Raw genomic sequence first — 26,252 nt, forward strand, 5'->3', positions numbered from 1 at the left:
TCTGTCGCCGGAGGTAGACTTTGTTTGTGTAAGCTCGATTTCTAATCGCACTTATGAAAAGTAGTCTACAACAGCTTGGGCGATCGCCTCCGTACCATTTTTATCCAATTTACCCGACAAACGGGGCGGATGCAGCGGTTTTCGCAAAAACTCCCAATCCCCCTCAAAAAACTCCGTTTCTGTCAAGATTTGATGTTCCGCATAATTTTGAATCCCTTCCAGCAACACCCCAGATTCCGCGAAACCTTCTCTCATTATAGAAACAATAGGTATTTCCAAGCGCAAAGCTTCCGCAAAAGTGCTGTATCCCGGTTTAGAAACTAAGCGCCCGCAGACAGGAATAATATCAACCGGACGCGGTAAAATCGGGAAAGATTGTGCAAACTCCTGATTTTTGACATAAATCAAATTCGGCAAATCGGGAGCTCCCGCATCAAAAGTAATAAATTGCCAGTCGCTAAATTGCTCTAAATTTTGATAAGGAATTTCGTCTAAACCCAATCCCCCAAAAGTCAGCAATACCGTTTTTTCCAGCGGTGTTTCGATGCCGAATACTTCCCGAACTTTATCGTTACTGTAGCGAGGGTTGCCGCCAGTTAAGCCAACATCTTGAATATTTGGGAAAGCTGGCATCGGTTCGTGTAAAGGAAGACGAAAAAGGCGATCGCACATTCCGAAACATTCCCCAATCCAATCTGCCATTTCTACAAATTCCCCGCCCCACTCGCGATAGATAAAATCCCACCCAAAATTGCTCATCATCCAGCAAGGAACCCCAGCCGATGTCGCCATTCGCGTTGCCAAAGGAGGAATATCTGCCAGCACCAAACCCACCCGATTTTGCTTGATAAAATTAACTTCGCTGGCAATTAGGGAATTTTGCTTTTTCCGAATTTCCCGCAATTTTTCCAGCGTCGCGTCTTTATCCATATTCAAACTGTCAGCTTGCACGACACCCACATCAAAAGCGCGGGGACGGTGGATAAAGTCGCCACCAATGTAACATTCTAGCAGCCAGCGAGGTGCTGTTGTTGTGATAATTAGTAAAATATCTGGATTTAATTCTTGAATTTTGGCCGCTACGGAGGAGACTCGGACAGCGTGGCCGAATCCGTGATTCGTGATGGCAATATATAATGTTGGTCTAGACATTGATAATAGGGAATTGGGAATTGGGAATTGGGCATCGGGCATCGGGAATTGGAGGTAGAGACTGGAAGGCAACAATGCCAAGCTTCAAGCGATGCAAAACCAACAATGACACAATTAATAACTAATGAGTAATGACTAAGCGGTTATGTATTTAAATTGTATATTCCTAACCTTGGTCTAAGCAACTGCCCCGAAGAGTTTTATTGTTGACTCTAATAAAGTTAGTTTTTAATGATGAACGCCACTCCTCTCTTTATGAATAAATTAAAACTCATTTTTTCCTTCTAACTAAATTAGAATTGTACAAGCATCGAATATGCAAGAACTCATCAATCCCGCGCGCCCTTAGACCAAACAGGCAATTGATTAATCTTGTCCAGGGTTATATCTACATACTTTTTACCGTCCGCCGCCCGATTTTCCCCAAAATATCCATCATCGCCGTCGTGCTTGTGAGGGCCGCTCAAAGCTTCTGCATAGCGGCCTTGCAAACGAGCTTGATTGAAAGGAGAAGTCGCGTACCAGTACCAGCGACTCGGAAAAACTATGCCGCCAATATCCTCAATTGAATCGCGAGTGCCGCGAAAGTGGAAAATGCGATCGGCCTCTGCAAAACCCTTTTCTCCGGAAAACACGCCCCCAACCGAAACAACCGTAATTTCTCCCTTCAGCCATTCTTTAAGATAACGAGTAGCACCCAAAGCAACTTGTGCGCCGCCGCTAGTGCCAATTAAAATAACTTTCAAAGGTTTTTGAGGATTAACTGAAATGGGAGATTGAGCATTCATGCGATCGATAATTGCATTAGCAATTCCCTGATTGTATGCAAAGCCGTAGCGATAATCTAGAGAAATTGCAAACCTCCAGAGATTGCGAATTTTGATGAATATATCCCCCGCAATCGGCCCGCTTTTGGCCTGTTCTGCAAATCGCCAAAAAGGAGCTAGCCACCGCTCTCCTCCTAAACTTTTGTTAGACGCTGAATAAGGAAAAACATCGCCCACTGCTACGCACTGCGGGTGACTTTTAACTAAACGCTTGAGAAAAAACTCTTCGCCAGGGGTTAATTCATCCCCCGAAAAATCGCCAACTCCCGGTAAAAAGATGATATAACAATTGAGCTGCGAAGACTTGCGCGCTTCTAGGTTGCCCTTGTTAGAGGGCAATATCTCCGGCGGATTTTTCTTGAAACCCAAAGTTTCGGCACTTTGATTCAGCCACCATATAACAGTACCCACCGGCGAAAGAATGCCCCAAATTATCAGGATTACACCTGCGATGAGCAACAAATTTAAACTTCCCCCGCGCAGCCATGCAAGTATCCGTAAAATCAATCTTAGCATTTAATAAAATCTGGTAGAATGCCAATTAATTACCTAATTACCTAGAAATATTTCGGTGATTCTGCTGTATTAGAGCTTATTTTGTAAAAGTTGTCAACTATCTTGAGGAGCAGGAGTTCAACGTGAAGGGAGAAGATTCAATTGCAGGTTTGGGGGCAACGCTTTGGAACGCACTTTCTTTGAACGGCAATTTTTACGAAAAAACTCCCTACACTGGCAGAACTAAGCGAATAGCTTTAACAATTGTAATTTTAGCAGCGCTGTCCCGCGTGTTGGGCAGCGCCGTCATTTTGTTAATCAATCGAACTGAGCTATCAGTGTTATTTTTAGCACTTTGGATAGAGGGTTTGGCAGTCGCAGGGGGTTATTATTTTTGGACTTTCACTATCTTTAAAATCGGGGAGTGGCTGAAGCCGGGGCACGTAACTTATAGGGAGTTGCTGGTTCCGATCGGCTTTGCCTACGCCCCACAAGTGCTGAATTTTTTAACGTTAATTCCTTTGCTGGGACAAGGAATAGAGCGGATATTAGCTGTGTGGAGTTTGCTAGCTGTAATTGTGGCCGTTCGCCAAGGTTTGGATATTCAAACTCGCTGGGCAGTGTTAATTTGTTTTGTGGGTTGGCCGTTGATCCAAATTGCGATCGGCTTTGTGAAAGTAATGGAACAGTTGCTTTCACGATGGCTTTAATTCATCAAGACGGCAGCAGTAGAGTAAACTCGCTTCCCTCTCCAGGTTCCGACTTGCAAATTAACTTTCCTCCATGCTGTTCTACCACAATTTGATAACTGATAGACAATCCCAAACCAGTCCCCTTACCTACGGGTTTAGTAGTAAAAAACGGATCGAATATTTTACCCAGCACCTCCGAATTCATCCCCACACCATTATCAACAATGCGAATCGCTACTTGATTTCCTTCCGCGACTTCAGTGCAAATCTGAATTGTCGGAGTCTGTTTCGAGTCAACTTCACTCCCTCTTTCGCGACAAAAAGCATCAATCGCATTAGTCAGTACATTCATAAATACCTGATTAATTTCTCCCGGATAGCAGTTCACTAAAGGCAAATTGTCGTACTCCTTAATCACTTGAATATCAATTAATTTGTGATCCAAAATCATCAAAGTGCTATCGATACCTTCGTGGATATTAACCCATTTTCTATCAGATTCATCTAGTCGAGCAAAGTTTCGCAGAGAAAGCACAATATCGCGAACTCTCGCAGCACCCACTCTCATGGAATCAATCATTTTAGTGAAATCATTCATCAAAAAATCTAAATCTATTTCCTCACTTTTATTTACTATTTCGGACTCGTAATTTGGGTATTTATTTTGGTATAAACGTATTAAATCTAATAAATTTTGAGCGTATTCATTGGTGTAATGTAAATTTCCATAAATAAAATTAATTGGGTTATTAATTTCGTGAGCAATTCCCCCTACCACTTCTCCTAAACTAGACATTTTTTCACTTTGGATTAGCTGCAATTGAGTGTGCCGGAGTTCTTCCAGTGCAGTTTGCAATTTTTCAGTTCTTTGCGCTACTCGCGTTTCCAGAATAGTATAAAAACGGGCATTTTCTAGAGAAATAGCTGCTTGTGCAGACAGGAATCCCAAAATTTCTACCCTGTCGCTAGTAAAAGCACTTTTTGTTAAATTATTTTCTAAATAAATAATTCCCGTAAGGTTGCCTTGATGGATAATTGGCAATACCAGGATAGATAGGGGTTGATTGACCGCAATATAAGGGTCAAATTGGAATTGCTCGGCTCGGGTAGCATCATCTAAAACCAAGTATTTTTTGGTTCTTTCTACATAGTTAATCAAGGAAATTGGCAGCAGATCGGATTCGGCAATTGGCACAGATTGCAACACAGTTACATTCTTACAGTCACCTGTCATCGCCGCTTCTATGAATAATTGATTACCTGTCTTGGCCAGAAATAATACTTTTTCAGCACCTGCGTTTTCCTTGACAAGCTGTACGAGTTTCTCTAGCAAGCGGCTCAGAATTATTTCGCTCGAAACAGCTTGAGATGCTTTGACAACTGTGGACAAATCCAGCACCAAACTATTGTTGATAGTAGTTGTGGCAGTGGTGAGATCAACATTTTTAGATATGGCTCCTTGATTGCGATCGACTAAATAATGATAACGGGATTCTAAGTGTTTAACTTTTGCTATAGCTCCCCAGCCGATATAGGCATAATAAGCTTGTGTCAGATAAGTTCGAGCAATTATCTCTTTATCCAAAGATTGATAAAACTCTCCAGCTAATTCATAAGCTAATGCTTCTTCTTGGATGTAACCGTTAGCAGCCGCTCCTTTAATAGCTAAGTCATAATAATTCATTGCTGCAAGTTTCTCGCTGGAAAGTCGAGCTTTCTCAGCTTCAACTAAGTCGTACTTGTGCTGATAATTCATGGGTGCATGATAGGCCCATTTTTTCATAATTTGCTGATTAGAGTTAACAATAGCTAGGTATGCTTCTTGATTGTCACTGTCAGGATAGTGAGCGAGGAGGGCCAGCGAATAATAGAAATTGTGTACCCCAACAGTGATTAAGCCGATCGCCCCATCTGCGTATTCTGCCGCTAATTTACCGCTGGCAACAGCCGGAGCATAATCTTTAAGTAAATAAAGCAGCATCAATTTAGCAACATAAGCTGCAAACAGCGACATTCGATTATTTTCTTTCTGCCAACGCGACATCACAGCAGGTTCATCCAACCTGGCGCTAACTAATCGTACTTGCTCTGCTGTTTTGCTTCTTAAGCTTGAAGCAATTACTTGCCAAATTTTAGCATAACCTATGGCAAATTCGTGTTTATTTTTTACCAAAAATTCCATATAAATGCTTTGTTTTTCTTGGACATATTCTAGCGGTTCTCCCACCAAAAATAAATTGGTAATGTAGTGCTTAGAATTATAAATAGCCCATTCTAAGTCACCACTTTCCACACCAAAATTTCTTCCTTCTAGAAAGGAAGCAAGTGTATTCTTAGTAGACTCTTTCCATATTCTTATATGACCATTAAACATTACATAAACCTTAGCTTTCTGTTGGCTAGCATTAAATTGTTGTAGCAGCTTTAAAGCGATTAGCCCAGCGTAGTAGCCAGCTTCGGTGTCGCCTTCGACGCCGCATAATATCATTCCATAAAGAGTATAGGGAAAACTAGCTAATGCTGAATGACCGCGATCAATACAAAGATTGACCATAGTCAAGACGAGGGAGGACACAATTTCTGGTTTGGCAATGTAAGCAGGAGGATAGAGGGCTGTCAGGATTTCCATAGTTGCCAGTTGATAAGGATCTGTCATAACTGGCAGGTTTTCTAATTCCTCAAGTCGCGGCAATTTTGGCACTGCAATGGTTTTGTTATCTAATAGGTTTACTCCCAGCATTTGCAGCACTTCTAGACCTGTTTCAACAGCTTTTAGCATCAGGCCTTGAGCCTGATAAAATATGATCTTTAGCTGATATACTTTCACTATGTCAAGCTGGTGTTTCGCCGATCGCAAAACCACTTCTGCCAAAACTTCTGCTTGCTCAAAGTTAGTGTTTAAATATTCCGCTTCCAGTGTCTCTACATACAGCCGCAGCGTCATGTTATAGTTGCGAACCCAGCTATCAGGTGCTAATAAAGAAATTCCCACATTCAAATACTTAACAGCGGGTTCATAAGCGTTAGCTGCTTTTGCCTTATGCCCAGCCATTAAATTTAATCCAGCTAATTCATCTTTTTCTGATTGCCGGGTGAGACAATCAATTCCTACATTCAACTGGTTAATAATATCAAAAATTCTCTCTTCTACTTTATCGGCTGGCTTATTTTCAAGTAGCAATTTACCGATGCTAAGATGAGTAGCTTTCTTTTCCTCATCAGGAATCAGCGAATATGCAGCTTGCTGAACGCGATCGTGCAAAAATTTATAGCTGATTCGCGAAGAATCGAAAGTTGAATTAACGGCTGATTCTCCATCTAAAAATAAAGGAATGAGGTAACTCTCATTCAAGGGAAGTATTAACCCCGCTTGCAAAGCATCCCAGAGCTCACTCGCAGTGACTGATGGAGATTTTGCGTTGACAGTAGAGAGAACATCTAAAGTGAATTTGTCCCCAACACAAGCGGCTAATTTCAAAATTTCTCGTGTAATCTCTGGCAGTTTTTGAATCCGACGGGCTACCAGTTCAACTACACTCTTATCTGTAATACCAATAGCTTGAATCTCCTCAATATTCCACTGCCACTGCCCTTTTATTCCGGTAGAGAGCAGCCGGGTAAAGTCAAATTTCAAAAGTTTTTCTTGATAAAGAGTGTTGAGCAATTGCGTCACAAAAAAAGGATTACCACCAGTTTTATTCCAAATTAACTCCGCTAAGGGGTGAATTCTTTCTGAGTCATTCAATGTCTCAGAAATTAACTCTGTTACCTGGGCTAAAGAAAGAGGTTCCAGCACAAATTTGTTGAGAATAATTCCCCTTTTTTGAAGGTAATCTACTGTTTGCATTAAAGGATGTGTAGAGCTAACTTCATGGTCTCGATAGGCTCCAATTAATAGTAAATATTTGCTATCTGGGTCGGTCGCCAGCAATTCCATTAATTTCAAGGTCGCTGAATCTGACCACTGCAAGTCATCGATAAATATGACTAATGGATGATCTTTTTGCGCGAATACGTGGATAAATTCTTTAAATAGCCTGTTAAAGCGGTTTTGTGCTTCTGTGGGGGCAAGTTCCGCAACGGCAGGCTGTTTGCCAATTACCAATTCTAGTTCTGGAATTACGTCAATAATTACTTGCCCGGAATCGCCTAGGGCGGCTAAAAGTTGATGTTGCCAATTTTGTAATTTTTCGTTATTTTCTGCAAGTAACTGCTGGATCAAAGATTGAAAAGCTTGAATTAAAGATGCGTAAGGTATATTCCGTTTGAACTGATCAAATTTACCAGAAATAAAATAGCCCCGCTGTCTGGTGATGGGTTTTTGAATTTCGCTAACTACGGCCGATTTGCCTATACCTGCATAACCCGACACTAAGATCAGTTCAATTTGGGAAGGGAAAGAATTTTCGTCGCAAGGATTAGCTACACGTTCAAATGCTGCCAGTAGTTCACTGACTTGTGTTTCGCGACCGTACAATTTTTGAGGAATCAACAACTGACTCAATATATCTAAATTTCCAGGCGTAAAATCGGCTATCTTGCCTGTATTTTCTAACTGATCTAAACAAATTTCTAAATCGGCTAACAATCCGCCTGCTGTTTGATATCTGTCTTCGGCATTTTTTGCCATCAATTTCCTCACAATTTGTGAGATAGCTGGTGGAATGTATGAATTAATTTGATGGGCTAAAACTGCTTGAGAGGCTATGTGACTGTAAACTATTTCTAAGGGGTCGTTACTCATAAATGGTAACTGACCTGTCAGCATTTCATATAAGGTAATCCCGAAAGAATAAAAGTCGGTGCGGTAGTCGAGGGTGCGGTTCATTCTCCCGGTTTGTTCCGGAGACATATAAGCAAAAGTACCGACTATCGAGTTAATATTATTAATTTGGGGATTTTCTTTGGACAATCGTGAAGCAATCCCGAAATCTGTCAGTTTAATAATTCCTGTTTCGCGGTTGATGATGATATTGCTAGGCTTAATATCTTTGTGAATTATTTTTTCAACGTGCAGATATTCTAAGGCTTTTATGAGTTGGATGCCAAACCTCAAACAGGTTATGACTTCGAGCTTTTGTCTCGACATCAGTCGATCGAGAGATTCGCCCTCAAAGTCTTCTAAAAGCAAGCCGAGACGGTTGTCAAAGGTTTCTAGGCTAATGACTTTAACTAGGCCCGGATGGTCTAAATGTTTCCGAATGCGATACTCGTGCTTGATCCGGGTAATTGCATCGAGGGTGGGATATTCCGCTTTCAGGATTTTGAGTATGGTTGTATCCTGGTGGGTGGGGATTTTTCCTCGATAAATAATCGTTTCGATACCTTCGTGGAGAGTGGAGTGGATTTGGTATTGCGATAGAAATTGCATGGAGTTCTCCTCAGAGTTGAAAATATATCTGATTCGAGTCGCTGTTCGCTGTTGAGTGTTGGCTGTTTGCTGACAGCACGAGCATCCTCAACCGTCAAAAGTCTTGACAGGAAAACTTTTATATGCTTAATTAAACCACGTACTTAGGTACAAAAAAAATCCAGCTTTATTTACTCGTAGAAGAATCTAGTTAGAGATAAAATGATAGTATTCATGGAATCAAGCCATTTTGCTACTATTATTCTCAATTAATATCCGATCGACAGCGGACGGCAACCACACCCCTACTATTCGGGTCTCCCCACTGTCCCTCCTCCCTTAGCAAGATACATTGTTAGAGAAGGAAATACACAAAAATTTACATCTATAATTTGTGTAGTGTTCCAAATCGCTCCTCACCAGCAGCGATACAGCCCTCGCCCAGACAGTAGGATAGAAAAAATATGTTTGAACGCTTTACAGAACAAGCCATTAAAGCAATCATGCTAGCCCAAGAGGAAGCGCGGCGCCTCGGTCACAATTTTGTAGGCACCGAGCAAATTCTTCTGGGGCTCGTCGGCGAAGGCACTGGCATCGCTGCAAAAGTATTACTGGATATGGGCCTCAACTTGAAAGAGGCGCGCAATGAAATCGAAAATATCATCGGTAGAGGTTCCGGGTTCCTCCCGCCGGAAATTCCTTTTACGCCCCGCGTCAAGCGCATTTTTGAGACGGCGCTGAACGAAGCGCGGCAGTTAGGCCACAATTACATCGGCACCGAGCACATCTTGCTGGGGCTGATTCAGGATGATGAAGGGGTGGCGGCGAAGGTGCTGCAAAACTTGGGGATCGATCGCCAGAGAGTCCGCACGCAGGTAATTCGTGCCGTGGGAGAAGTCGCGGCCGTACCCGGAGGCAGGGGAGATAGCGGCGATCGCAAAACCCCGACTTTAGAAGAATTCGGCACAAACCTGACCAAGTTAGCCGCAGCAGGCAAACTCGACCCCGTAGTGGGCCGCGAAAATGAAATCGAGCGCGTGATCCAAGTGCTCGGGCGTCGCACGAAGAACAATCCTGTTTTAGTAGGCGAACCGGGAGTAGGCAAAACAGCCCTCGCCGAAGGCCTAGCCCAGCGGATTGTTAATAGAAACGTCCCGGAAATTTTAGAAGACAAACAAGTAATCAGCCTCGATATGGGTTCGCTGATTGCAGGTACAAAGTTCCGAGGCGAATTTGAAGAACGGCTCACGAAAATCATGGCCGAAATTCGCGCTGCCGGCAACATCATTCTGGTAATTGATGAAATTCACACCTTAGTCGGTGCAGGCGCAATTCAAGGCAGCATGGACGCATCCAATATGCTCAAACCAGCCCTTGCTAGAGGCGAATTACAGTGTGTCGGCGCCACTACCTTGGACGAATATCGTAAGCACATCGAGCGCGACGCTGCCTTAGAACGCCGCTTCCAACCGATCAAAGTCGGTGAACCGAGCGTGGCTGAAACAATAGAAATATTGTACGGGTTGCGATCGGCTTACGAACAGCATCACAGACTGACAATTTCCGACGCAGCTTTAGAAGCAGCGGCCACACTGTCAGACAGATACATTAACGATCGGTTTTTGCCAGACAAGGCGATCGACTTAATTGACGAAGCAGGTTCCCGCGTCCGCGTGATGAATTCACAAACCCCGCCCGAAGTTAAAGAGCTCAAAAAGCAACTGCCGGCAGTAACAAAAGAAAAAGATGCAGCAGTGCGCGAGCAAGACTTCGACAAAGCTGGAAAATTGCGCGATCGCGAATTAGAAATTGAAGCCGAAATCGCCGAAGCTACGATCAACAAAAGCCAACTCAAAACTTCTCCCATCGTCACCGAAGAAGACATCGCCCACATCGTGGCTAATTGGACGGGAGTACCAGTCAGCAAGCTGACAGAATCCGAATCGGAATTGCTGTTGCATATGGAAGATACTTTGCACCAGCGCTTGATCGGTCAAGAAGAAGCTGTCACCGCAGTTTCTCGGGCTATCCGCCGCGCGCGGGTAGGCTTGAAAAATCCGAATCGCCCGATCGCCAGTTTCATCTTTTCCGGCCCCACAGGCGTCGGCAAAACCGAACTTACAAAAGCCCTGGCAACTTATTTCTTCGGTTCCGAAGAAGCCATGATTCGGTTAGATATGTCCGAATTCATGGAACGTCACACGGTTTCCAAACTCATCGGTTCGCCTCCCGGTTACGTGGGCTACGATGAAGGCGGTCAACTAACAGAAGCAGTCCGGCGCCGTCCTTACACGGTGATTTTGTTCGACGAAATCGAAAAAGCTCACCCGGATGTCTTCAACATGATGCTGCAAATCTTGGAAGATGGCCGCTTAACTGACGCTAAAGGTCGGACAGTTGACTTTAAGAATACGCTGCTGATCATGACCTCAAACATCGGTTCGCGAGTGATTGAAAAAGGTGGTGGCGGTCTCGGTTTCGAGTTTGCTGAAAGTGCCGCAGACGGTCAGTACAACCGCGTTCGCAGCTTGGTAAACGAAGAACTCAAACAGTTTTTCCGTCCCGAATTTATCAACCGCTTGGATGAGATTATCGTCTTCCGCCAGTTGAACAGGGAAGAAGTCAAGCAGATTGCGGACATTATGTTGCAGCAAGTCTTCAGCCGCTTAACCGAACAGGGTATTACTTTGTCGGTGACGGAACGGTTCAAGGAACTTTTAGTTACAGAAGGCTACAATCCCAGCTACGGTGCTCGACCTTTGCGCCGTGCAATCATGCGGTTGTTGGAAGATGTACTGGCTGAGGAAATGCTCTCCGGGAAGCTGAAAGACGGCCAAAAGGCGATCGTAGATGTGGATGAAAACGGTCAGGTTAAGGTGTTGCCCGATGGTCCATCTGAGCCAAAATTGCCCGAATTCGCATTAAGCCATTAATGCGATCGACAAACGGATAAATACTGTTAATTAAAAACCAGGTTTCTCGGAGAAACCGGGTTTTTAATTTAAAAATACCAGTAAAAAAAAGCCAGTTATCGATGAATCTAATCCCATGATTGCAATTGCACAACCCAATGCTGTACCAAAGCAGAAATGCGATCGCGCCGAGTTTCAAAAGTAGCAGCAATCCAGATAAACACAATCCCAAAAGCCAAACCAATCGCCCATTTTATCAGCGGATAATCGAAGATAAGAACCACCAACTGATAGAAAACATTGATTAAAAATACAGCCGTTCCCACAAACAAAAATGCCCGAATTCGCAGTGCCAAACCCGCTGCAATAGCCACTAAACTAAAAGCTCCCGCAACTAAACCGTGGCTTTGCTGAGTAAAAAGAGGTATCCCGCAAATCAGCGCCGTTGCGAGCATCCGCAGATTGTGGCGCAGCGGTTTTTCTGCTGGTAATTTCAGAGTGCGATCGAACTGAGTAATGTAAAGTAAAGAAAGTCCTAAAGGAGTAACATAAAACTCTGGCTGAGTCAATCCTATTTGCCACAACCACCGCAGCATTATCCAGTCAATTATCGCCACACTCACATAGCTAAAACGGACTTCCTCCCTGTCCCAAGCCAGGAAAAAATAGAAGGTAGGAGCTATCAGCAAGCTAATCGGATAAAACTTAGCCGGACTTTCCAAAATAGTAACTATTGGAATCAGCGAAGCAATTACCTGCCAAGGTTTTTTTGACCAACCCCAGTTGTCCCAAGGCAAAATGTAAATTAAATAAGCAAATAGAGAAGCGAGGGCAACTTTCCAAGGCCCCAGTGGCCCGGAAATATACTTAACTAAAGGTGTATTGATCCAGTAAAGCCGGATGCCAAAGGCTTCTAGCCAACCCAAGTAAATCCAAATTTCTGCCCATTGGCGATCGAGATTATTTCGCCCTTGCAAGAAAGCATATTGAACTAATAAAGCACCAGTCACTAATCCTAAACTTAAGCCGGATTTAATATCATGGGCAGAAGCCCAAATCAGCAGCCCACTGCTCAAAACCCAGTGCAGGTGAGTAAATATCTTTAGTTCAGCATTGGTTAAATGTAAATAATTGCTGAGCCAAGGAGATAAAATGCGATAGATATAGGTTAAAGTTGTGCCGAGAGTTGCTAGGACAATTAAGCCGTCGCCAAAAACTCCTCCTGGTGTTTGAAAAAGTTGATAGAGTAGCGATTCGTAAGCAGCAACCGACACGCCAATTAATCCTAAATAAACCAGAGGTTTGAATTCTTGCTCCCGCCTACCAATGCCGATCGCAATTAAAGACGCACCCAACACAGTTAAACCAGTCCAATTCGCAAAAGTGTGCGATCGGAAAATTAAACCCAATACCCCGTAAACCAAAGGTATAAAATGAATGCTAGGTAAAATTGTTGGATCGGGGTGGCGCCGGCGCCACAAATCACCCAATAATTGAGTAAACAATCCGAGAGCGATATTAGCAACTGCCAAATTAATCGTAGTGCGATCGACAAAACTCAAACCCACTGCTGTCAACAACTCCAAACTCCAAGCCCAGGCATAAATTGCCAGAGGGGAAAGTTGGCGTAAACTTCGGAAAATAATCGCAGCCATTATCACCAAAATCGCAGCCAAAGCTTCAGCAGAAGGCTGGAAACTCAAGCTACTGGCGGCGTAGAGTCCATAGGAATAAAAAGTAATAGTTGTTAACAGCAAGCTTGCCAGTAAAATTGCCCACCCATCTAAAGCTCGCTCGTAAATTTCACCTAATTGAGAAGGCTCAGGTAAACCCCTGGAAAAACGAACTATTATGCTGCGAAGCAACCACAGAGACAAAAGAGCGATCGCCCCAGCAATTGCCCAATCCCAACCCGACACAAAACCTAATTGCTCGATCGCCGCCGCTACCAAACTCAAGCCAAACCCCACTCCAATCACAGCCGCTGGTAGCTCTACTAAGTAGTAAGTATTGACCAACATTAATCCGGCTGCCAAGCCAAAACCAATTAACCGATATCCCGGAAAAGTAAAAATTAGAAATTGTGCGAATATTAAGGATAGCGCACTAAAGGTACTGGCAACTCGTTTGTGAGGAACCTCAGTATATTTAGCAACAGCAGTCAAAGCCAAAGGAGTCGCCAGCCAGACCAAACTCCACTGAGGGCGATGAGTGGCAGTACCCGCAATTAAATAATTTTGCAACAATATAAAGCTGAATCCTGCTAATACTAAGCCCAGATACCAGGAACTTTGGAACCATGCAGGATGCCAGCGAAAAAAGGCAGAATTTTCGCGGAAATTAGCCGCTTTTATCCAGACAAAAAATACCCACTCAGCCGCCATAAAAATCAATAATATGGCCGACCAAATATTGGGTGGCTGGTTTGGAAAAAATAAGTCTATTGCCGAAGCGATCGCGCCTAAACCCATAATGTGAGTTATGGGAACCAAAATTGCCGGATTTCCCTGTTGTTCAGCCGCAGAAGCCGGCCTCGAAACTCGCCGGGAATTATCGGGAATTACGTATTTCCAAGTGATCCAACCTAAAATTAAAGTAGATACCAATAAATTGAGCGATCGCCAAAACGGATTGACTAAACTAATAACAGTTAAAACAATCCCCAAACCGAGAGCAAGGTTTTCGCCAAAACGGGCAAGTTGAAACTTTCGCTTGCGGTAGAGCCACTGCGCCACACTTACCATTAAAATTAAATAAGGCAACAGCAGAACACCCCAAAAAGCCCAAGGAGTGTTCTGAGAGTTTGTAAGCTGAGTTAAAAATGCAACAAATTGTGTTTTAATCCCTAAAGGAAGCACTCGCCCAAACAGCCAAATACTCTGAAGTCCCACCGCCTCAAGCATTAGCAAATCAAACTTTTGCCAAAACCGCACTAAACGGTTATAAAAAAACCAAACAGCCAATCCGCTAAGTGCGATCGCCTGTAGCGGAATATCGCGAAAACAAACCAGGTATCCCAAACCCAACAAACCCATTCCCGCTAATTGCCATTTAAAAAAATAGCTGGGATTTGGCTGGTTGGATATATTGTTTGTAATAGTCCCAGATGCGAGGGGCTGCTGCCAATCCAGCCATGCTAAAAGCACGCCACAAATTCCCAAAGCTAAACCCATTTCAGCGATATTTACATCCTTGACAAATATCGCCCGACTCAGTAAAATTCCTAACGAATAAGCTACTAAAGCGGCTTTTTTGTAAGTCAGAAAATCTCTGCTCAAACTGAAAGCAGCGGGGAATGTTTCAGTATTTCCCCCACGTTGGAGAGATTGCAATCGTTGTTGCTGAACTTGATAAACTCTAGCAGCAGCAGTTCCCACTGTACCTACATAAACGGCACCCACGGAAAAGCCGGCCAATGCCCACCCCCAGTGCAAAAAACTCAATCCCAAGTGATTTAGGGCGATCGAGCGAGTGATGTTTTTTCCTGAAAAGCTTTGATATTGATCTTTTATAATCCGGGCAGTTATCCAAGTCAAAATAAGTGCCGCTGCGATTGCTACCGCCCAATCCCAAGGATACCGCCACAATCCAAAAGTATCCATTGCCCAAAAATTGATCGGCACTAGCAACAGCGTCACTTCTTGCAAAGTTTTAGCAGTCAAGTGCAAATTATGCTGTCTGTTTGCCCAACTGCTAATCGCCCAAAAAGTTAAAGTATAAGCTAACAAAACTCCATATTGTCCGGCGGCCGGAAATCTTTCCCACTGACTGGCCGCTAAGACTCCAGAGGAGACAACTACCATGAACACTCCTAAAAACAACAGCCAGACCACGCTAATTTCTGCCATTAATGAGTGCAAAATTTGAGCGATAGAATTAGGGGTTTGAGTAGTTTCTGTGGGCCTAGCAACGCTTTCTCTGCTGCTAGGTAAGGCTTGAGGCGTTGATAAGGCAGGTATTTTTGGCTCGTTAATAGGAGTTCGCGGGCCGTCAATTTCAGAAAGGTCTACAGCGCGATCGGGAAGCGGGCAGACTAAATACTGCCGGCACAATTGCTCCACCTCCGCAGGCGAAAGCAAACCCAGCCGCAGCCACGCATCTAAACCTGTCAACAACTCAGGATGCGACGCTAGGACGCTCAATTCAATTTTGCTCGATCGATCTTTGGGAGACGACATCGGCTTAAACTTGTACTAAGTACCTTCAAGCTATAGCCTAGATTAATGTTGATCGAAGATGGCAACATTCCGCCATCGCAATTGGCACAATAAGTATTTATAACTAAAGATCTGTCGCAGCCAGTGTCAACCGAGGAAAAAATCCCGCTGATGGGCCTAAACCAGCGTACATCAGCGGTGAAAAACTCCCAATTAGGACACAGCAGCGGTTTCCTTACCGATCGACATATTGCAGCAAAGTGTCTACACTAGCATTGTGGTCTATGAAAGAAAACAAATGTTTGAAGAGGAGTTTTCCATCTGCACCCAAAACAAACTGAGCCGGCAAAGGAGCACCTAAAGCCTGACCGACTTGATAAGCCCGAAAAACTTGACAGCCTGGATCAGAAAGCAGAGGCATTTTCAAGCCTAAATCTCTAACCACAATTTGGCTTTGGCGATCGTCGGTACTGGCAACCATCAATAATTCTATATTGCGATCCGCAAATTTTTCCCAGTTTTCATTCAAAGCTTTAATGTGAGGAAAACAGAAAGGGCAATATTGCTTTTCCGTAAAAATCCGCGTAAAAGCCAGAATTACCGGCTTATCCCCGCGATAATTCGACAGCCGCACCAATTTGCCATTATTAATATCCGGCAATTCAAAATCTGGCGTCATCAGCCCCAGGTTCAGAACATTAGTCGCCGGAACAGGCAATAAATTTTGGAAAAACCGCTGATTTAACAAGCCGCTAAAATTAGTAGAAGTCAGCATATTTCCTAATTGGGTAAGTGCTAATTGCTAATTAAAAATCGGGTTCAATGAATGCCCCTGCGGGTAGGGGCACGACACTGCCGTGTCCCTACAAATATAATCTGCTTAAACCGCAGCAAAGAATACCTTAGACTTGACAGGATCGGGAGTCATGGTTTTGTCACCGGGCTGCCAGCCAGCGGGACAAACTTCATCGGGGTGAGACTGGACGTGTTGGATAGCTTGCAGAGTACGGAGAGTTTCATCCACGTTGCGGCCGAAGGCAAGATTGTTGATAGTAGAGTGTTGGATGATGCCTTCTTTGTCGATGATGAACAGACCTCTGAGGGCAACGCCTGCTTCTGGGTCGAGGACGTTGTAGTCTGAACTAATTGTTTTTTTGAGGTCAGCAACTAAAGGATAGTTGAGGTCGCCGACACCGCCTAATTTGCGGTCTGTTTGTATCCAAGCGAGGTGAGAGAATTCGCTGTCAACGGATACGCCGAGGATTTCGGTATCGATTTTCTTGAAGTCCTCGAAGCGATCGCTAAATGCTGTAATCTCAGTCGGGCACACAAAGGTGAAGTCCAAGGGGTAGAAGAACAGGACTACATACTTTTTGCCTTTATAGTCTGACAGTTTAACTGTCTTGAATTCCTGATCCACTACGGCTGTAGCTGCGAAATCGGGTGCAGCTTGACCAACCCGGAGGCATTCACTGGTCATAAATTTTGTTTCCTTTTTTACGAACTGTTACAAATATATCATACTCATAACGACTACAAGTATCTTCTCGACCAATCAAAAAAAGACGCTCTCAAATTTGAGAGCGCAGCTTTTTTGATTAAATAATGGCTCAGGCGGGATTTGAACCTGCGACCTTGGGCTTATGAGTCCCCTGCGCTAACCACTGCGCCACTGAGCCAAATCTACTTCACGATTTACTATCGTAGCACGGTAGGGCTAGCTATGTCTTGTTTTTAAACAACACTCTTTCTAATGACTTCCAGTAAAAGTTATGAGTTTTGGTAATCATTCAAAACCCATAACTTCCGACCAGTTGTTACCGAGAAGCGCTGGACGCATCGTCTGGCGGCAGAAAAGCCATAGGATTGATAGCACCCTGTCCGGCGGGATGAATTTCAAAGTGCAAGTGCGGCCCGGTACTGAAGCCCGTGCTGCCCATTTCGGAAATTTGTTCGCCTTGAGCGACTTTCTGACCCTTTTGCACCAAAATTCGGCTGTTGTGGGCATAGATAGTCTCAGTGCCGTCTGCATGGGTGATTTCCACCAGATTGCCGTAGCCACCATCGTTCCACTCAGCATAGGTAACCACCCCGTCTGATGCTGCCACAACTGGCGTGCCGATCGGCCCTGCTATATCAATTCCTTTGTGCATCCGTCCCCACCGCCAGCCGTAGCCAGAAGTAAGAACGCCCTTAGACGGCCAAATAAACCCGTTAGCCGACTGTTTTTTGCCGTTAGGCAGATAAGTATCAGGGTTAGAAAGCGGAGGCAGTTCCGGAGAAACCATGCGTCCCAAAGACGGGTTGCTTAGGGGATCGTAACCGTCGGCTCCCAAAGGAGCAGTGGCTACCACAGGCCCCTGCTGAGCAGAGGTCGGCGTCAGGTTGATCGGTTGTAGTTCCGCCGCGCGAGCGGGGTCTAAACGCTCTTGCTGCTGCTTCTGAACCTGCTCAGACCAGGCTCTCGATGGCGGTCTGCTGATTTCATTCTGCACCGCCTCCGTATAGTCGGGGGTGTAGAGATATGGATTGACACTTGGCCTATCCTCAGACGGGTTGACCGAGGGCCCGTCAGTTGGAGTCAGGGACACCGCATTGGCCCCGATCGAATTGCGCGAGGCACGATATTCCTCTCGCAGCCTGACCACTTCTGCCCTCAAGCGTTCAGAATAAGGGTTGAGAGCTTCTGGGGTGGGGAGAGCCTCCGAATTCGACTCAGGTAAAGCGCTAGTTGGAGCGGCATTTGAACCCTGAGCGCTAGTATTTGCCACGAAGCTGATCTGCTGCGGGTATGCTCCCGTAGCAGTTGCACTGGCTGGCCCCGGCAGGGCACTGGTGTCAACTGCACCTGTAAATGTTGATTCGCCTTGAAGATCCAGCTTCCGTGGATCGCTAATGGTTTGAGAAACTTGAGTCAGCGGAATGCTGTTAATTTGGGGAACCATGGGCGCTGAAATATTGTTCAGACCTTCCACGTTCTCCAGGGGAGAGACAACAGGCACTGTGGGCGCGGGTGCTGCAACGCCAGCACCGGCTATTTCCGAGGTAGACGAGCTGGGGTTCAAAGATGCGGGAACCGAACTCGCCGCCCAGACAGATGTAGAGTTGGAGGCAGAATAAGAGGCTGCCGCCTGCACCCCTGGATTTTTCAACCCAACTTGGGGAATTTTTAGCCGTTGATTGACATTCAGCAAGTTGGGGTTGCCGAGCTTGTTGACGGAGATCAGATCGTTGGGCGATACGCCGTGACCTTTGGCGATCGCATCTACCGTATCTCCCGGACGCACGCTGTAGAGAACCTCAGCCGGCGCGGCGGTACTTCCCGCAGGGGGGACTACCACAGCCGGGGGCAAACTGGGTGTTGCCAAAGACTGTTCAATTGACTCGAATGCTCGATCGGGCGAGGCTGCTTGACCGACCCCGGCATTAGAAATTACAGGTGTGGCACCAAGGTCTGGGATAGTTGTCCCAGTTGCAGAGCCGGGGGATGTCAGCGTCGGTGCTGACTCCGGCAAAGATGCCGCAGGTGTAGATAAATTTGCTCCCCCTTCATACCCTAACAGGGCCCGACCAGCTTCTGTGGTGCGGTTTTCCTGTTTTTTCAAACTGTCGATCGCCCCGTCTGCGTTCGGGATGTCGATCGAACTTTGTTCCGGTACCGTCGTGACCAGCGGGGTCGCTGCAGTTGATGGCTGCGCTGTCAGGCCAGCACTATCCAACGGCTCGGAGCCAGCCAAATTTAACTTTTCTTCGGGATTGACCGCCGCTGCGCGCTCTCGCGAAGCCACAGCGGTATCGGCGGCGTTCTGTTGTGGCGCGGCTCCCGGAGCCATAGGAATTGTCAGTTCTTGACCAACTTGGAGTTGGGTATCGGGTTTGATGTCGTTGGCAGTTGCTAGTGCCAACGGTTCAACTTCATAATCCCGAGACAGCTCCCACAGGCTTTGCCCCTGCTGCACATTAACCGTCACTGGGTCAGAAGGTGATCCGGGCTGTTGGGCCGTGGAACCGTCAACTTGTGCGGAGGTAGCGGGCCCGTTGGCCGAGAATGGCTGTACTTCAGCGGTGGATTCAGATGTCGGTGCGAGTTCAGACGCGCGAGCGCTGTCTCCATTTCTTGGTAGCAGGATGCCAGAAGCACCTACCGATATTGCCAGCCCGATCGTGGCGAGAGAGCGAACTCTGCCTGTGCTGAGCGTTGTCTGTTTGGACGGTTCCGCAGAACCGTCTCTGTCGATTTCACTAGCCTGAACAGGCTTGATTTGGGGATATGTTCGTTTCAAAAAAACGACCTCCTACTGAGAAGCGCTAACTGTCCTTGGAAACACTCAAGGGGATCGCATGACGCTGAATTTAAATCAACAAGCAAAAATATTCTGATTGTTGAAAGCTATCATGCTTAGGCCAGATTACCTTGCTTTTTAAATTTAGACAAGCTCAAACCGTCATAAATTTTAAAATTCTCGGTCAAACCTGCTCCAATTAATCCCACAAGCCTTACACCGCAATAGCTGGAACGAATATATAAAATCTTCGTTCCGGTAAGGCTCTGAACTCTTACCTATTATCTGACTTTATGCTAATTTCCGGACAGCCTACAACCGTATATTTACTAGATATAGTGTTCAGACCCAAGCTGGTGCTCGCTGACGCCCTAAATCGCTAAAATCCTTTGTTTTTGTTGCTGAATCATCTTGCGAGTAATTTGGTGTTGCGGATAACAATCTGTTTTTGAATGAATAAAATATATTAATTTCGGCTATCTAGATTTTCACCCCTTTGATACAAATTTCTTATATTAAAAATGAGATTTGGCAACCTCCGGCAGCTATTAAATATCTATATATTTATGTGTTGATAATGATTTATCCCAGCTCGCCCAACTGTCGTTTAGCCTCAAATAAACCTACAGCGGCGCTGACGGAGAGGTTCAAACTCCTGACTCCAGGCTGGCTCATAGGAATAAAAACTGTGGCGTCGCAGGCATCTAAGACGAATTGGGGAATGCCTACAGTTTCCGAGCCAAACATCAGCCAGTCGCTGGGCTGAAATTGGAATTGCGCGTAATTGCATCGCCCGCCAGTGCTGAATCCGATCGTTCGTCCCCCGCGCTGCTCCCGATAGGCCCCAAAAGCCGCTAAGTCTTCGTGGCAGTGGAGGTTGACGTAAGGCCAGTAATCTAAGCCTGCCCGTTTCAGGTAGCGATCGCTAATTTCAAACCCCAGCGGGCCCACTAAATGCAGTTCGGTGTCTGTGGCAGCGCAAGTGCGGGCGATATTGCCAGTATTCGGGGGGATTTGCGGGTGAATCAAGACAAGTTGGGGCATGAAGCTAATTAAAAGCGAAAAATACAGGTATTGGGAAATTTATAAAACTACCCAAAGGTAGATATACCTTATAGCTTTTATTTATAACCTTTGTCGAGCTCCATTGATTAAATATTCTGATTTGTTTTTGATAGTCGCTCTGCAACTTTTTCTCAGGAGGTTCGGGCTATTTGTATTTGCTGAGTACGCATAGCCAGGGGGCTAGTGAAAGCCCCCCCTATAATAACGGCGGGGACTTCAGGCAACTAACTGGGCGCACAAGTTGTCTTCTAGCTCCCATTCTTGGTGAGCCATCCCCTGAATCCCTTGCAGAATAATACTGCGGGTGTCCGAACCGCCCTCGTGTAGCTTCAACCACTGCTGGGCCGTGTTGCCTTCCCGGAGAATCTTTTTGAGTGGCGAGAGAAAGCAACTAAAACCACGTTTTTTGGCTATAGGCCACACTTCGCGGTAAATTTCCTCAATCCAATCTCGTGCCAGAATAGTTCTGCCGTCTTGCCAGTGGGTAAGTTCGGCATCCAAACTTTGCCGGGATGCAGCAATTTCGTTGGCGTCTGTGAGAGCAACTAAGTCTTGGTTGCGGGTGGCCGCCGGCAAGGTGCTGAGTTCTAAGGGGTCTAAGCTGGGGTCTTCCATCATCTGCCAGATGCGAGCTTCTAGTAAGGCAGTGATGGCTAACAAAGCCAGAGGATTGACTTCGAGGTCGCAAATTCTCAGTTCGAGGCGGTTGAGACAGTATGGGCGGCGATCGCCATTGGGTCGCACTGCCGACCACAAATGACGGACGTTTTGCATAGTACCGAGTTCTAGCTGTTCTTCAGTCCACTGAATGTAATGCCTGTGACTTTCAAACAGAGGGACGATGGCGGGAGTTTTGGGAAACAAACCCCACCGAGTGGAATGATAGCCCGTGACTTCGCCGTCGAGGAAGGGGGAAGAGGCGCTCAAGGCAAGGTATAGCGGTGCTTCGACGCGGGCGAGGCGGATGGCGCGCATCAGCATTTCTGGCTGGGAGATGCCGATGTTGATGTGAATGCTGGCGGTGACGACTTTGGTGCCGTAGGTTTGCTCGATGTAGGTGTGGTAGGGGTTGTTGGGATCGGATCTGTAAAATCGATCGCTCCCTCCGAGAGACAGGGTACTTCCCGGCAGCAAGGTATAGTCGCCCAATTCTTTGAGATACTCCCGCAGCCGGACTCGCGGCTTGACTAAGGCGCACAGCAGGCGATCGTAGCTGCACAGCGGGGCGGTCGTGTACTCCACATTGCGGCTATCAGGCTCCCGCACAAATCCCTCTAGATCGGCAACTATGCGATCGGAGAGACCGACAACCTCACCTTCGGGAGTGCCGGTATACATTTCTACTTCAAAGCCTTTTGATAGCAGCACGTTTGTTCCTCAGCTAAGTTGAGTGCTAGTTTCTAGTATCCCAAAAATTGACCTGTTCATACTATCTTCCAAGAGGCAGAGTTGAAATTTTTCGCGACTGGCACTGAAACCGGGTTTTTCGGCGCCAGCAAGTTTGAGCGTTTGTGTGTTAGTTGAGTGCCTGCCACGACAGATACTTCCCTCGCAAATAGTTTCCGAGGCGGTTTTAGCCCCACAAATGTTGTTTGTTCGATCGCGGGCGTGTTTCATTGGGCATTCGTGACGATCGAACTTATGGTGAATAGAACCCACTCCTGCCTCAGTTCGACATCTGTTTTCTGCCTTGAGGGGGATAGCCGCAGATATATCTTGGGTGCGATTCTAAAAGAGGACTCTGCAATATTTTTGAGCTATTATTAACCCCTAAAAATCCCTGTGAAAGAGCAAGAAAGAACCCCTCCCAATTTTTGGAATATGCTAAGCAATTTAGCCTTAGTCCGATTTTTGCTTTTATTTGCTTCTGGTTGGGCTGGACTGCAACTTTTAGCTTACTTTGAAACAGCAGTCGCGGTTTTCACCATTGCTGCACTCGTAGCTTTTTTGCTCAACTATCCGGTGCGAACTCTCCAGAGATTTTTACCGCGAAGTTTAGCTGTCGCGTTTGTTGTCTTGCTCACCCTTTTAGTTTTGGGCGGTCTCACCGTCACCGTAGGCGTCACTCTTTTATCTCAAGGACAGCAATTAATTGACAGCATGACTGAATTTGTGAATGCTCTGGCGCCTCTGTCCGAGCGCCTCGAAGCATTCCTGCGGGCGAGAAACCTGCTAGTTAACCTCCGAGTTATTGAGGAACAACTGCGAAATCAAGTTTTAGCTGGAGTTGTTTCGAGTATTGCTTTTTTACAAGTATTTTTAACCAATTTATTGAATTTAATATTAATTATGGTAGTGGCTTCTTTCATGTTACTTGATGGAGAGAGGCTGTGGCTGTTGGTTCTCAAATTTATACCTCTACACCTGCACAGGCGTTTAAGTGTAACAATAGAGAAAAACTTTTTAGGATTTTTTCAGGCACAAATCCTGTTAATGTTATTTTTGACAACAGCAACTTTTTTAATTTTTTTGCTGTTAAATGTGAAATTTCCCTTGATTTTAGCCTTTATTATAGGATTGTTTGATTTAGTTCCGGGGATTGGAGCGACCCTGGGAATTAGCTTAGTTTGTTTTATTGTATTGTCTCAAAGTGTGTGGCTAACTTTAAAAGTATTGGCAACTTGCATTGTTTTGCAGCAAATTCAAGACAACTTTATTCATCCGAGACTCATGCAAAATTCGCTTAACCTCAATCCGGTGGTCGTATTTTTTGCATTGTTAGTCGGGGCTAGAGCGGCAGGACTTTTAGGTATATTTCTGGCGATTCCGCTAGCGGGAGTGATAGTGAGCTGGTTTGACATTGAAGAAATGCAAGCGGAAGGTTAATTGATACAGCCCTCCTATTTTATATCAAATCCGGCTGAAAAATTCGGTTTCAACTTACCGACTACAAGTCCCATGTTTCAAAAACTCTCCTGTACCCAACGCGCAACTAAAAGTAAAGAGAAAAAAGCAACCTATGGTACAAATTACTACCTAAAGTTAATGAATAAATTGCAAATCAGTAGGAAATCTTTCTTCTTCTGGTTCTGGATCATAAATGTAATCACAGTCAAAACGCAGAGCTTGAGAGTGGCGGCTGATAGAAAATCCGCAATTACTCACCATTTCTGTAGTAAAAGTTGCCATGACTAACTCAATGAGCCTTCTGTAGGGAATGTTAGGTAGTTGAACGTAATAGGTGCGTCTGGCAAAAAATATCCTCTCATCTTTCGGTAGAATTATGCCATTAATTCTGTGTGCGTGTTGAATCGGCTTGATATAGGTTTCAATAAACTGGGACTGATTTTTTTGCAGTCTCGCTAATCTTTCGTGTTGCAACCAGCTCATTTGAAACACAATTTTAATAAATTCAAAGCCCAAAATGTAGTTGAAAACATTATTGCGCTCTTCTGTACTCAAGACGAAGCGGAGTGCAGATTCTAAATATTGGTCTGTTTCTCGGCGCGATTGTTGAGCTGAGTGGATATAAAATTGTTTGATGTAGCTTCTTAAATCTGATTCGTTTAATTGTTTTTTGACTCGGAATCTGATTAAATACTCTTTGACTCGGTGTAGAGTATCTACATCTTCAAACATTTTTGAGACTAAACCGTCGGCTGTATAATTATCTAAAAATTCGGCTTGCAAGTCGGGAGTAGATGCACACAATATGTAGCAGAGGGACAAGACATAGCGCCGTTGGTTCCAAGGCAAGCTTTGAGCCCAATCTTTAACTTCTACAGGGAGTTTTTGGAGCACGGTATCTGTGTGGGGGAGTTGAGCAAGGTCGGCATATTTATGTTTTTGTTTAATCATTGCCTGAAACCTTATATTAGTAAGTATACAGAGTCGTATATCGCCAATGATGGGAGAGGGGAGCTGCGAGGGAGGGGTGCAAGTTATTCTGTCTTATTTTATTGCCATCTATCTAAGTATAGATTCTGTAGGGAACAGCGGCGGTGATCTGCCTCACGGTTTTGCGAATTTTAAATCACAAATGCTAGCTCTTCCCATCACATTTGGGGGCGGCGAGTGTCACGGATAAAACTTATTCACGTCACCGGAGCGACAGCAGGTTTCGTTGAGGATTAAGTCGGGTGATTCATAAGTTTTTGTTAGTAATGATTACTGAGATCAATCATGAACTTGACTACAAGTATTTTCCCAGAAAATCAGTACCAAGACTTAACTTTTCGCGATCGCCTCGTCGAACCCGTGCGACAGTGGCTTGATAACATTGCCGTGGGAGAGCCGCAAGTACCTCGGTGGTTGTGCCAACTTATACCCCTACGGGGTTCTTGTGAGAGAGATATCCAGCTATGGGGACACCATCTTTTCCACATACCGCCTATATGCAACCTTAATCCTGTGTATGAGGAATTAGTGGGGTTGCGTTTTCGATTGCTCTCGTATTTGACTGACGTATAGGGGGAAGATGTAACGCCGTACTGCTGATTGAGGGGTGTCATATCTCGATCGCGCGTTGATGTGAATTGTGTACCGGGTGCGCGAACCTGCTAGTTGTTCGATCGCTAATTAAAGCCATAATCGTTCATAATACCAGTCGATGCCTGTAAATAGGGGCGGGTATCCATCGTGGCGCTTAAGTCAAAAATAACATCAAACGGTAGCAGCCAAAACAATAACTATAAAAAAAAAATTTAACAAGCTACTTTTTCTCAATGGCCGAGAAGTCATTTCTCACTTTGTGTTTAAGGAAAAAAAGCGTTTATTTGATTATGTCGATCCAGAGATAGAACTCATCTTTATCGAGTTGCCCAAATTCAATAAACAATTGGATGAATTAGAAACTTTGACTGACAAGTGGGTTTATTTTATGAAAAATGCTCCCAGTTTGGAAGTGATACCGCAAACAATGGAAACAGTCTCGGAAAGCCTTTGCGATTGCTAATGAAACTAACTTGAATGCAGAAGAGTTGGCAGATTTAGAAGCACGCGAAAGGTATATTCTGGATCAGCAGGGAATCTTGCGAAAGGGAATTGAAGAAGGACTCGCACAAGGGCGAGAAGAAGGCAGAGAAGAAGGACTCGCCCTAGGAATGAGAGAAAAAGCTGTAGAAATCGCTAGGTAACTTCTCAATGTTCTTGACACTCAAACCATCAGTCAAACTACGGGTTTGAGCGTTGAAGATATCCAAAACTTGCGGGAGGAATGAAAGGAAGGGAAAAAGTGCGATCGCACAATTACTCTACCTTTTATCGTTACGAGCCTCAGCCTGGTAGGGTAGGTTTTTGATGCTCTGCCTCTTTGATTGAGAATTATCCTAAATATTAACACTCATCAACTTAATGCTCAAGGATGAGTCTGCCCTCCGT

16 protein-coding genes and 1 tRNA gene are annotated in these 26,252 nt (G+C 45.1%); 6 read left to right on the forward strand and 11 right to left on the reverse strand.

All coding sequences use genetic code 11. The annotated features are described in order from the left end of the window. Positions 1 to 51 precede the first annotated feature (51 nt). Positions 52 to 1,152, reverse strand: a complete 1,101-nt coding sequence (locus tag QT996_RS08960; protein WP_333045962.1) for a glycosyl transferase — start codon at positions 1,150 to 1,152, stop codon at positions 52 to 54. A gap of 329 nt (positions 1,153 to 1,481) precedes the next feature. Further along, positions 1,482 to 2,495 (reverse strand): hypothetical protein, encoded by a 1,014-nt coding sequence (locus QT996_RS08965; protein WP_333045963.1) that lies wholly within the window; start codon positions 2,493 to 2,495, stop codon positions 1,482 to 1,484. 122 nt (positions 2,496 to 2,617) lie between these two features. On the opposite strand from QT996_RS08965, the gene QT996_RS08970 reads away from it, so the two are divergent. Continuing rightward, the gene (locus QT996_RS08970; protein ID WP_333045964.1) at positions 2,618 to 3,184 is read left to right on the forward strand and encodes a hypothetical protein; all 567 of its coding nucleotides are present in this window, start codon (positions 2,618 to 2,620) and stop codon (positions 3,182 to 3,184) included. Between the two features lie 4 nt (positions 3,185 to 3,188). Here the strand turns inward: QT996_RS08970 and QT996_RS08975 are convergent, their stop codons facing one another. Beyond that, positions 3,189 to 8,537, reverse strand: a complete 5,349-nt coding sequence (locus QT996_RS08975; RefSeq protein ID WP_333045965.1) for an AAA family ATPase — start codon at positions 8,535 to 8,537, stop codon at positions 3,189 to 3,191. Between the two features lie 443 nt (positions 8,538 to 8,980). On the opposite strand from QT996_RS08975, the gene QT996_RS08980 reads away from it, so the two are divergent. After that, on the forward strand, positions 8,981 to 11,449 hold the full coding sequence (locus QT996_RS08980; protein ID WP_333045966.1) for an ATP-dependent Clp protease ATP-binding subunit: 2,469 nt from the start codon (positions 8,981 to 8,983) through the stop codon (positions 11,447 to 11,449). A gap of 107 nt (positions 11,450 to 11,556) precedes the next feature. Here QT996_RS08980 and QT996_RS08985 read toward each other — a convergent pair whose 3' ends face one another. From QT996_RS08985 to gshA, 7 genes are all read right to left on the reverse strand, one after another. Next, positions 11,557 to 15,606 carry a hypothetical protein gene (locus QT996_RS08985; protein ID WP_333045967.1) on the reverse strand — a complete coding sequence of 1,350 codons (4,050 nt, stop codon included), beginning with the start codon at positions 15,604 to 15,606 and terminating at the stop codon, positions 11,557 to 11,559. A 214-nt stretch (positions 15,607 to 15,820) separates the two neighbouring features. Then, positions 15,821 to 16,360: a redoxin domain-containing protein gene (locus QT996_RS08990; protein WP_333045968.1), complete on the reverse strand. Its 540-nt coding sequence runs from the start codon at positions 16,358 to 16,360 to the stop codon at positions 15,821 to 15,823. Between the two features lie 105 nt (positions 16,361 to 16,465). Continuing rightward, on the reverse strand, positions 16,466 to 17,065 hold the full coding sequence (locus tag QT996_RS08995; protein ID WP_006631731.1) for a peroxiredoxin: 600 nt from the start codon (positions 17,063 to 17,065) through the stop codon (positions 16,466 to 16,468). 126 nt (positions 17,066 to 17,191) lie between these two features. Then, positions 17,192 to 17,264, reverse strand: a tRNA-Met gene (locus tag QT996_RS09000). Between the two features lie 138 nt (positions 17,265 to 17,402). Then, a complete protein-coding gene (locus QT996_RS09005) occupies positions 17,403 to 19,868 on the reverse strand; it encodes a peptidoglycan DD-metalloendopeptidase family protein (protein ID WP_333045970.1) in 2,466 nt (821 codons plus the stop codon). Positions 19,869 to 20,450: 582 nt separating this feature from the next. Further along, positions 20,451 to 20,912: a tRNA (cytidine(34)-2'-O)-methyltransferase gene (locus QT996_RS09010; protein WP_333045972.1), complete on the reverse strand. Its 462-nt coding sequence runs from the start codon at positions 20,910 to 20,912 to the stop codon at positions 20,451 to 20,453. A 237-nt stretch (positions 20,913 to 21,149) separates the two neighbouring features. After that, positions 21,150 to 22,301 carry a glutamate--cysteine ligase gene (gene gshA, locus QT996_RS09015; protein ID WP_333045973.1) on the reverse strand — a complete coding sequence of 384 codons (1,152 nt, stop codon included), beginning with the start codon at positions 22,299 to 22,301 and terminating at the stop codon, positions 21,150 to 21,152. 414 nt (positions 22,302 to 22,715) lie between these two features. Between gshA and QT996_RS09020 the strand changes: the two genes are divergently transcribed. After that, positions 22,716 to 23,759, forward strand: a complete 1,044-nt coding sequence (locus tag QT996_RS09020) for an AI-2E family transporter (protein ID WP_333045975.1) — start codon at positions 22,716 to 22,718, stop codon at positions 23,757 to 23,759. Positions 23,760 to 23,915: 156 nt separating this feature from the next. Here the strand turns inward: QT996_RS09020 and QT996_RS09025 are convergent, their stop codons facing one another. Further along, entirely contained in the window at positions 23,916 to 24,731 is an 816-nt protein-coding gene (locus QT996_RS09025) for a cobyrinic acid a,c-diamide synthase (RefSeq protein ID WP_333045978.1), read from the reverse strand. A 324-nt stretch (positions 24,732 to 25,055) separates the two neighbouring features. On the opposite strand from QT996_RS09025, the gene QT996_RS09030 reads away from it, so the two are divergent. From QT996_RS09030 to QT996_RS09040, 3 genes are all read left to right on the forward strand, one after another. Then, on the forward strand, positions 25,056 to 25,343 hold the full coding sequence (locus QT996_RS09030) for a Mo-dependent nitrogenase C-terminal domain-containing protein (RefSeq protein WP_333045981.1): 288 nt from the start codon (positions 25,056 to 25,058) through the stop codon (positions 25,341 to 25,343). 280 nt (positions 25,344 to 25,623) lie between these two features. Beyond that, a complete protein-coding gene (locus QT996_RS09035) occupies positions 25,624 to 25,827 on the forward strand; it encodes a PD-(D/E)XK nuclease family transposase (protein ID WP_333045983.1) in 204 nt (67 codons plus the stop codon). Positions 25,828 to 25,837: 10 nt separating this feature from the next. Then, complete coding sequence (locus tag QT996_RS09040) at positions 25,838 to 26,008, forward strand: hypothetical protein (protein WP_333045985.1); 171 nt, start codon at positions 25,838 to 25,840, stop codon at positions 26,006 to 26,008. The last annotated feature ends 244 nt before the right edge of the window (positions 26,009 to 26,252 follow it).

The organism is Microcoleus sp. S13C4, from assembly GCF_036700865.1.
Classification (GTDB): domain Bacteria; phylum Cyanobacteriota; class Cyanobacteriia; order Cyanobacteriales; family Microcoleaceae; genus Microcoleus.